9 protein-coding genes and 1 tRNA gene are annotated in these 9,281 nt (G+C 69.3%); 8 read left to right on the plus strand and 2 right to left on the minus strand.

What is annotated here, in order from left to right; translation table 11 throughout:
• Positions 1–2: 2 nt before the first annotated feature.
• Positions 3–302: a hypothetical protein gene (locus tag MO1_RS05690; protein ID WP_060915454.1), complete on the plus strand. Its 300-nt coding sequence runs from the start codon at positions 3–5 to the stop codon at positions 300–302.
• A gap of 24 nt (positions 303–326) precedes the next feature.
• On the plus strand, positions 327–2,135 hold the full coding sequence (locus tag MO1_RS05695) for an ABC-F family ATP-binding cassette domain-containing protein (protein WP_060915455.1): 1,809 nt from the start codon (positions 327–329) through the stop codon (positions 2,133–2,135).
• Here the strand turns inward: MO1_RS05695 and MO1_RS05700 are convergent, their stop codons facing one another.
• Together MO1_RS05700 and MO1_RS05705 are read right to left on the minus strand one after the other, a co-directional pair.
• On the minus strand, positions 2,136–3,056 hold the full coding sequence (locus MO1_RS05700) for a pseudouridine synthase (protein WP_174520550.1): 921 nt from the start codon (positions 3,054–3,056) through the stop codon (positions 2,136–2,138).
• A gap of 7 nt (positions 3,057–3,063) precedes the next feature.
• Entirely contained in the window at positions 3,064–3,561 is a 498-nt protein-coding gene (locus tag MO1_RS05705; protein ID WP_036312241.1) for a MarR family winged helix-turn-helix transcriptional regulator, read from the minus strand.
• 82 nt (positions 3,562–3,643) lie between these two features.
• On the opposite strand from MO1_RS05705, the gene MO1_RS05710 reads away from it, so the two are divergent.
• The 6 genes from MO1_RS05710 (at position 3,644) to MO1_RS05735 (ending at position 9,239) form a co-directional block, all read left to right on the plus strand.
• A tRNA-Gln gene (locus MO1_RS05710) sits at positions 3,644–3,715 on the plus strand.
• Position 3,716: 1 nt separating this feature from the next.
• A complete protein-coding gene (gene glmU, locus MO1_RS05715; protein WP_036312480.1) occupies positions 3,717–5,192 on the plus strand; it encodes a bifunctional UDP-N-acetylglucosamine diphosphorylase/glucosamine-1-phosphate N-acetyltransferase GlmU in 1,476 nt (491 codons plus the stop codon).
• Positions 5,164–6,201 (plus strand): ribose-phosphate diphosphokinase, encoded by a 1,038-nt coding sequence (locus MO1_RS05720; RefSeq protein ID WP_060915456.1) that lies wholly within the window; start codon positions 5,164–5,166, stop codon positions 6,199–6,201. Before glmU ends, MO1_RS05720 begins: the two co-directional genes overlap by 29 nt.
• A 148-nt stretch (positions 6,202–6,349) precedes the next feature.
• Positions 6,350–6,826, plus strand: coding sequence for an FMN-binding protein (locus MO1_RS05725; RefSeq protein WP_036312246.1), 477 nt, complete (start codon positions 6,350–6,352; stop codon positions 6,824–6,826).
• Entirely contained in the window at positions 6,823–7,689 is an 867-nt protein-coding gene (locus MO1_RS05730) for an FAD:protein FMN transferase (RefSeq protein ID WP_060915457.1), read from the plus strand. The genes MO1_RS05725 and MO1_RS05730 overlap by 4 nt, the downstream gene beginning before the upstream one ends.
• Positions 7,686–9,239 carry an FAD-dependent oxidoreductase gene (locus MO1_RS05735; protein WP_060915458.1) on the plus strand — a complete coding sequence of 518 codons (1,554 nt, stop codon included), beginning with the start codon at positions 7,686–7,688 and terminating at the stop codon, positions 9,237–9,239. The genes MO1_RS05730 and MO1_RS05735 overlap by 4 nt, the downstream gene beginning before the upstream one ends.
• Positions 9,240–9,281 lie beyond the last annotated feature (42 nt).

The following is a 9,281-nucleotide window of genomic DNA, read 5'->3' on the forward strand; positions in this document are numbered from 1 at the left end:
CCATGGTGTTTCTCGGGTGGATCGTCCTCGCCGTCGGGGCCGGCTTGCTGGGGCGGTCGCTCTGGGCGACGCTGCGAGACAACCCAGGTCGGACGGTTCCGTACAACCGGAGGCCAGGGGTCGTGCCCCGGGGCTCGATCCTGTGGCGATCGCTCGGCGTCGCGATGTTCGTCTTGTCGGCGGTCCTGCTGAGCGCCGAATACGGTCCCTGGATCGTCGTGCTGCCGCTCGGGGTGGTCCTCGTCGGCTTCGGGGCGATCGTTCTGCACAACCGCCGAGTCGGTCAGGCGGCTGCCGAATGAGTTTCGCCGCGTAGCCTGGAGGGGATGGCACATCTTCTCGGGGCTGAAGCCCTGCACCTGGAATACCCGACCAAAGTCGTCTTCGAGGGCGTCTCGCTCGGCGTCGATGAGGGCGACCGCATCGGCATCGTCGGCCGCAACGGCGACGGCAAGTCGAGCCTCATGGCGATGCTCGCGGGCCGGCGCGAGCCCGATTCGGGGCGCGTCACCGTTCGCGGCGGCGTGACGATCGGCGTGCTCGAGCAGACCGACGTCCTTCCCGACGACCTCACCGTCGGACGCGCCGTGGTCGGTGACGGCCCCGAGCACGAGTGGGCTCGTGACCCGCGGATCCGCGACGTCCTGTCGGGCCTGCTGTCGGACCTCGACTGGGATGCCGCCATCGGCACGCTCTCCGGTGGCCAGCGCCGCCGCGTCGCACTGGCACAGCTTCTCGCCGGAGACTGGGACGTCCTCGCGCTCGACGAACCCACCAACCACCTCGACGTCGAGGGCATCTCCTGGTTGGCCGAACACCTGAAGCGCCGCTGGGCCGCGTCCTCCGGCGCGCTCATGATCGTCACGCACGATCGGTGGTTCCTCGACGAGGTGTGCACGAAGACGTGGGAGGTCCACGACCGGATCGTTGAGCCCTTCGACGGCGGGTACGCCGCCTACATCCTGCAGCGCGTCGAGCGTGACCGGCAGGCCGCCACGATCGAGGCGCGTCGCCAGAACCTCGCTCGCAAGGAACTCGCGTGGCTGCGCCGCGGCGCCCCCGCCCGGACGACCAAACCGAAGTTCCGCATTGACGCCGCGAACGAGCTCATCGCCGACGTCCCCGAGATCCGCGACCGCGTCTCACTGCAGTCACTCGCCGTCGCCCGCCTCGGCAAGGACGTCGTCGACCTCCTCGACGCCGGTGTCGCCTATGACGGCCGCGAGATACTGCGCGACGTCGAGTGGCGGATCGCTCCGGGCGAGCGCACCGGCATCCTCGGCGTCAACGGCGCCGGCAAGTCCACGCTCCTCGGCCTCGTCTCCGGAGCGGTTGAGCCCACGAGCGGTCGGGTCAAGCATGGCAAGACCGTCAAGGTCGCGACCCTCACGCAGCGCATGGACGAGCTCGATCCGCACCTGAACGAGCCGGTGCGCGTCGTCGTGTCGGGACTCCGGACGACGTACACGTTCGGCGCCGGATCCAAGGCGCAGGAGCTCACGCCGGGTCAGCTCCTCGAACGGATGGGCTTCGCCTCGGCTCAGCTCTCCACACCCGTGAAGGATCTCTCGGGAGGGCAGAAGCGGCGCCTGCAGCTGCTGCTGATCCTTCTCGATCAGCCGAACGTCCTCATCCTCGATGAGCCGACGAACGATCTCGACACCGACATGCTCGCCGCGATCGAGGACCTCCTCGACTCGTGGGCAGGCACGCTCATCGTCGTCTCCCACGACCGCTACTTCATGGAGCGTGTCACCGATCAGCAGTACGCCGTCATGGGCGGTGGGCTCCGCCACCTCCCCGGCGGCATCGAGGAGTACCTGCGGCTCCGCGCAGCCCACCCGCAGGCGACGGGGGCGACGGCCCGAGTCGGTCAGACGACGGATGCCGCGGCACCGTCGGCATCCGCTCTCTCCGGAGCCGATCGACGCACGGCGGAGAAGGAGGTCACGAGCCTGGAGCGCCGCATCAAGAAGCTGAGCGACCAGATCGCGACCGCACGGGCGGCGCTCGCAGACCACGACCAGAACGACTACGTCGGTCTCGGCGAGAAGATGCAGCGGATCACGGCGATGGAGGCCGAGGTCTCGGAAGCCGAGGACCGCTGGTTCGAGCTCAGCGAGCAGCTGGCCTGATCAGAGGCGATCGGCCTCGCGGAGCGCGAGTCCGGTCGAGAACTCGCGCGGTCGTCCGCTCAGCGGGTCGACGAAGCGCAGCTCGCGCGCCAGCAGCTGCAGCGGGCGGTCGGGGTCGTCGGGTGCCTCGTCGAGCAGGTCCGGGTAGAACCGGTCGCCCAGGATGCCGAGTCCGATCCCCGCGAGGTGGGAGCGCAGCTGATGCATGCGCCCCGTTCGCGGGTGCAGCCGCAGGTGGGCCGCCTTCGTGCCGATGCGGATCTCCTCGATGCGCGTTTCGGCGTTCGGTTCGCGGTCCTCGTGCACGACGGCGCGGAGGCTCCCTCGGGTGCTCGTCAGGTGCGAACGGACAGTGAGGGGGAGTGCCGGCATTCCGCTGTCAGGGATCGATGTGACGGCTTCGTAGACCTTCTCGACCGCCCTGTCGGCGAAGAGCGTCTGATAGGCCCCACGGGTCGCCGGTCGCACGGAGAACATCACGAGCCCGGCAGTCGCGCGGTCGAGCCGGTGGATCGGCGTCAGGTCGGGGTTGTCGAACTGCCGGCGGAGACGCACGAGCGCGGAGTTCTGGAGGAATCCGCCGCCGGGGGTGGTCGGCAGGAAGTGCGGCTTGTCGACGACGAGCAGATCGTCGTCGAGGTGGCGCACCGAAACATCGAACGGGATGTCGGGCTCGTCCGGCGGCTCGCGGTAGTACCAGATGAAGTCTTCCGCGCCGAGGACGGTCTCCCGCGTCAGCGGCGTGCCGTCGAAGGCGACGACCTCCCCGCGGTCGAAGCGGCCGAGGAGGATCTCCGCGTCCATGTGGGCGAATCGTCCGGTCACGTACTCCGCGACCGTCGACCACGGTCCCGTCCTCGGCACCCGCAGCCGGGTGGGTCCCACCCCGTCGCGGACGGGGAGCGGTGCGCGCATCGCCATCGCGGGCTCAGACGTCGAAACCGAGGCTGAGTTTGCGCAGCAGCGCGGCGAGCCTGTCGCGGTCGGCCTTCGACAACTGGCTGAGGAGTTCCGCCTCGGCATCCACAAGTCGGGTGATGGCCGCATCGACGCGGTTCCGGCCCTCTTCAGTGAGGGTGACCAGGACGCCTCGGCCGTCACCGGGATCGGCGGCGCGCACGACGAGGCGACGCTCGACGAGCCGGTCGATCCGGTTGGTCATCGTGCCGCTGGAAACGAGCGTCTGCTGCAGGAGCTGCTTGGGGCTGAGCGTGTACGGCTCGCCGGCTCGTCGGAGCGCGGAGAGGACATCCCACTCCCAGGGCTCGAGATCGCTCCGGTGAAACGCCTCCCGGCGGGCACGATCCAGATGGCGCGACAGACGGTCGACGCGCGAGAGGACCTCGAGGGGGGAGAAGTCCAGATCGGGCCGCTGCGCGATCCACGCGCTCACGATCCGGTCGACCTCGTCGTGTTCGGGGGCCATCCCTTCATCATCGCAGAGCAAGGGGGAGCGCGACCGCATGGCAGACTTGTCGAGCGGCTGCCGGACCCCCGGATGGCTGCGGTCCGCCGTGGTGTAATGGCAGCACGACAGCCTTTGGAGCTGTGAGGTCTAGGTTCGAATCCTGGCGGCGGAGCATGACTGAGAACGCGCTCGATTCCCGCCTCGCCGTCGTCATCCTCGCTGCCGGCCAGGGCACGCGGATGAAGTCCTCCCTGCCGAAGGTGCTCCATCGCATCGGCGGACGTCCCCTCGTGGGCCATGTGCTCGACACCGCCCGCGACCTCGCTCCCGCGCACGTCGTCGTCGTCGTGCGCCACGAGCGGGATCTGGTCGCCGACGCCGTCCTCGGCGTCGCTCCCGAGGTCGTCGTGGTCGATCAGGACGAGGTTCCCGGTACCGGCCGCGCCGTCGAGGTCGCCCTCGACGCGCTCGGCGACTTCGACGGAGACGTCCTCGTCCTGAGCGGCGACTGCCCCCTTGCCGATGCGGGCACCCTCGGGTCGTTCGTCGCCGAGCACCGGGAAGCCCGCGCCGGAGCGACGCTCATGACGGCCGTCCTCGACGACCCGACCGGGTACGGGCGCATCATCCGTGAGAGCGACGGCAGCGTCGCCCGCATCGTCGAGCAGAAGGATGCCTCTCCCGAAGAGGCGGCCGTCGCCGAGGTGAACGCCGGGATGTACGTCTTCGCCGCCGCCGCCCTCCGCGCGCACCTGCCGCGAGTCGGCACCGACAACGCGCAGCAGGAGAAGTACCTCACCGACATCGTCGCCCTGCTCCGCCAGTCCGACGGTCGGGTCGCGGCATCCGTCGCGAAGGACGTCACCGTCACGTACGGCGTCAACGACCGCGTGCAGCTGTCCGAGGTCGGCCGCCTGCTGAACGCCCGCACCGTTCGTCGCTGGCAGCTCGAGGGCGTCACCGTCCTCGACCCGGCGACGACGTGGATCGACGTGACGGCCACCCTCGCGCCCGACGTGACTGTCCTCCCCAACACCCACATCCTGCGTTCGACGAGCATCGCCGAGGGCGCCACGGTCGGCCCCGACACGAGCCTCGTCGACTGCGAGGTCGGAGCAGGCGCGACCATCACCCGCACCGACGCGACCCTGGCTGTCATCGGCGCGGGTGCGACCGTCGGACCATTCGCGTACGTGCGACCGGGCACCGAGTTGGGTGAGCGCGGCAAGATCGGAACCTTCGTCGAGACGAAGAACTCGACGATCGGCGTGGGCAGCAAGGTGCCGCACCTGTCGTACGTGGGCGATGCGACGATCGGTCGCAACGTCAACCTCGGCGCCGGCGCCATCACCGCCAACTACGACGACATCTCCAAGCACCGCACCGAGATCGCCGACGAGGTGCACGCCGGGTCGCACAACGTGTTCGTCGCGCCCGTTAGGATCGGTGAAGGCGCGAAGACGGGTGCGGGAGCCGTGATCCGCAAGGATGTTCCGGCTGGCGCCCTCGCCCTCAGCATCGCCCCCCAGCGGAACACCGCCGGGTGGGTCGAGAACAATCGACCGGGAACGGGAGCGGCAGAAGCCGCCGCTCGCGCCCGGTCCGCACAGGAAGCTGGCGATGGGTCGCAAGAAGCAGCAGACGGTTGACCTCGACACCGAGCGCGGAATCGCGCCGGGCCTCGTGGCCAAGACCAAGAAGCGTCTCGTCGTCGCGTCGGGTCGCTCGCACGAAGAGCTCTCGGGCGAGGTCGCAGTAGCGCTCGGCACGCAGTTGGTGCCCACGGAGCACCGCACCTTCGCCTCGGGGGAGATCCTCACCCGTTTCGAGGTCTCCATCCGTGGGTGCGACTTCTTCCTCATCCAGAGCTTCGGGCCGCCGGTCAACGAGTGGCTCATGGAGACGCTGATCATGCTGGATGCCGCCAAGCGCGCCTCCGCGAAGCGGATCACCGTCGTCGCTCCCTATTTCCCCTACTCCCGTCAGGACAAGAAGGGTCGCGGACGCGAGCCGATCAGCGCGCGTCTGGTCGCGGACCTCTTCAAGACCGCGGGCGCGGACCGCGTCATGAGCGTCGACCTGCACGCCGCTCAGATCCAGGGCTTCTTCGACGGACCCGTCGACCACCTGTTCGCCAAGCCCGTCCTCCTCGAGTACTTCGAGAAGACGCTGTCGCCTGAGGACCGCACCAAGCTGACGGTCGTCTCGCCGGACACCGGTCGCGTGCGGGTCGCCGACACCTGGTCGGACAGCCTGGGCGCCCCCCTCGCGATCATCCACAAGCGCCGTGATCCGAACGTCGCGAACCAGGTCACGGTCAACGAGATCGTCGGCCAGGTGGACGGACGCGTCTGCCTGCTCGTGGACGACATGATCGACACCGGCGGAACCATCGTCAAGGCCGCCCAGGCGCTCAAGGCGAACGGTGCCGAGCGTGTCATCGTCGCCGCGACGCACGCGATCTTCAGCGACCCCGCCGTGGAGCGCCTGCAGGATCTGTCGATCGATGAGGTCGTCGTCACCGACACCGTGCCGATTCCTGACGAGAAGCGCTTCTCGACCCTCACGATCCTTCCGATTGCGCCGCTTCTGGCGCGGGCGATCCGCGAGGTGTTCGAGGACGGATCCGTCACGAGCATGTTCGACGGCGCCGCCTGACCCGTCGACACGCTCCACGCCCAGCGGTTACCTTCGCGTCCAGGCGATACATAGGGTCCTGCAAGCATCGGCATCTGAGGACTGGGTTTTCTTGGGGGTATCGCCCCGCACTCCCCACCGGGCGGGCACGACACAAGGAGGACCTCACATGATCCGAACCACAGCCGTACCCCGGCCCGTCCGCGTCGGTGCAGCCGCCGCATCCGTCGCAGGGCTCGCTCTTCTCGCCGGGTGCGCCGGCCAGACCACTTCCGGCAACACCGACACCTCGTCGCAGAACCCGCCCGCGTCCGCCGACGCAGGCAGCGGCTCCTCCTCGGGGTCGGCGTCGTTCAAGGACGGGACCTACACCGCTGACGGAACCTACCAGACCCCGGAGACCGTCGAGAAGATCAAGGTCACGCTGACGATCACGTCCGACGTCGTCACCGACGTCGAGGTGACCGGTGATCCGCAGGCCCGCGAGACGACCCAGTACCAGGGCGATTTCATCGGCGGAATCAAGGACGTGGCGGTCGGCAAGAAGCTCGCCGACCTCTCCGTCGACAAGGTCGGCGGCTCCTCCCTCACCAGCGGCGGATTCAACGCCGCGGTCAAGGAGATCCGGACCGAAGCCGCGTCATGATCCAGATCGCCCCCCTCGCCCATTCCTGGGCGTTCGAGGCGATCGGGACAGCCTGGCGGATCGACGCCGCCTCCCCCCTCGACGATGGCGTCCGTGATGAGATCACGGGCGCCATCGCCGCGTTCGATCGCGAGTGGTCGCGCTTCCGCGCGGACTCCCTCGTGAGTCGACTCGGGGAGGAGGGTGGCGAAGCGCCGGCTCCGGCCGATGCCGTCGCCATGCTCGACGCCTACGACGCCCTCGACACCGCCACCCACGGTGCGGTGAACCCCCTGGTGGGCGACAGCCTCGCCCGCCGGGGGTACGACGCCGGCTACTCCTTCGTCGACCACGGCGCGACGCCCGCGCCCGTCGCCTGGCGTCAGATCTTCTCGTGGTCCGCCGAGACCGTCCGCCTCGCCGAGCCCGCCATTCTCGACGTCGGCGCCCTCGGCAAGGGGCGCCTCGCCGACCTCGTCCTCGCCCTCGTGCCCGCAGGGCCCGCCGTGGTCGACGCCGGAGGCGACATCGCCGTCCGCGGGGTGACGCAGCGGATCGCGCTGGAGCATCCCTACGACGCGTCGCTCGCGATCGGGGTCTGGTCCGTGACGGATGCCGCCCTCTGCGCCTCCGCCGTCAACCGCCGCGCGTGGGGAGACGGCCTGCACCACGTCCTCGACGCCCGCACGGGTGAGCCGGTGCGTCAGTACGCGGCCACCTGGGCCGTCGCGCCCGATGCCATGACGGCGGATGCCGTCGCCACCGCGTTGTTCTTCGATGGCGGACCCCAGCTGGCCGCCGAATGGGGAGCCGACTGGGTGCGGATGCGCACCGACGGCTCCGTCGAATGGTCCCCCCACTGCGAAGCGGAGTTGTTCTCGTGATCTCTTCCCTCAGCGCCACCTGGAATCGCCTTCTCGGCGTTCTCGGGCGGCTGTCCATGTACCGCCTGGTCCTTCTGGCGCTGTCCACGCTCGCCGTCATCGCGCTGGTGCTCTCGGTCACGGGCGCCGTGTCGATCGCCCCCCTCGACTTGGTCGCCTCGTTCGCTGTCCTTGCAGCGGCGATCATGGCGGTCGACGCGATCGCGCAGCGGATCGTCCGCCGGCCAAGGCGCATCGAATCCGCGCTCATCACCGCGCTCATCCTGCTGTTCGTGCTGCGTCCGAGCCTCGAGCCGCTGCCCTTGCTGGGCCTCATCATCGCGGGGGCGATCGCCTCCCTCTCGAAGTACGTCCTCGCGTGGCGGGGGCGGCACATCTTCAATCCGGCCGCCGTCGGGGCGAGTGCCCTCACGATCATCAGCATCTGGGCCCCCGACCTGGGTTCCTCCGCCTGGTGGGTCGGCTCGCCCGCGCTGGCGATCCCCGTCATCCTTCTGGGCCTCGTGGTGCTGATCCGGACCGAGAAGGTGCGCGTCGTGGGGTTGTTCCTCCTCGTCGCGATCGCGGTCGGGCTGGTCCGCAACGTCGTGCAGGCGCAGGCCGCGGGCTTCACGCTCGATCCCGGGATGACGTTCTCGAGCCTCGTGCTCTCGTCGCCGTTCCTGTTCCTGGGGGCGTTCATGCTCTCCGAACCGCTCACCCTTCCGCCTCGCCGCTGGCAGCAGTTCACCGTCGCCGGCGTCGTGGGTGTGCTGGCGGGCTGGCCGATCTCGTTCGACGTGATCACGCTGGGTCAGGAGCGGGCGCTTCTCATCGGAAACCTCGTCGCGTTCGTGTTCGCGATGCGCACCGCGGTCCGGCTCACGATCGTCGAGCGGAGCGCGGTAACCCCGAGCGTGCGCGAGTACAGCTTCCGCACCGAACGTCCCGTCACATTCACGCCGGGACAGTACCTCGAGATCGAGGTCCCGCACGCCCGGCCTGATTCCCGCGGCACGCGTCGCGAGTTCAGCATCCTGTCGTCGCCGGCCGAACTGCCGCTCGTCAAGATCGCGATGCGCGAGGGATCGCAGTCGAGCTTCAAGAAGGCCATCGCGACCGTCCAGCCCGGTGAGGAGCTCGCGATCACCGGCATCTGGGGCGATTTCGTGCTGCCGCGCAACACCGAAACCCCGGTGCTCATGGTCGCCGCGGGGATCGGCGTGACGCCGTTCGTCTCGCACCTCCGCCACATCCGCCTGACGCAGGAGAACCGTGATGTCGTGTTCGTGTACGTCGCGTCGTCGAGCGACGAGCTCGCCTTCCGCGAGGACCTCGAGGCTGCCGGCATCCCGGTCATCGTCGTCACGAAGGACGAGCCTGCGCACCTCCCCGATGGCTGGACCTGGGGCGGTGGCACGCGGCTCGACGCCGAGGGCCTCGTCCGCCACGTCCCCGACATCGCGACGCGCCACGCCTTCGTGTCGGGCCCACCCGCGCTGATCGCGACGCTGACTCCGGCCCTGGAACGGGCGAAGTCCATCACGACCGACGCATTCAGCGGCTACTGAGCACCCGAGCCGCCCGCCTCGACCGTCGGGTCGTGGCGGGGG

The organism is Microbacterium oleivorans NBRC 103075 (genome assembly GCF_001552475.1).
Taxonomy (GTDB): Bacteria; Actinomycetota; Actinomycetes; order Actinomycetales; family Microbacteriaceae; genus Microbacterium; species Microbacterium oleivorans.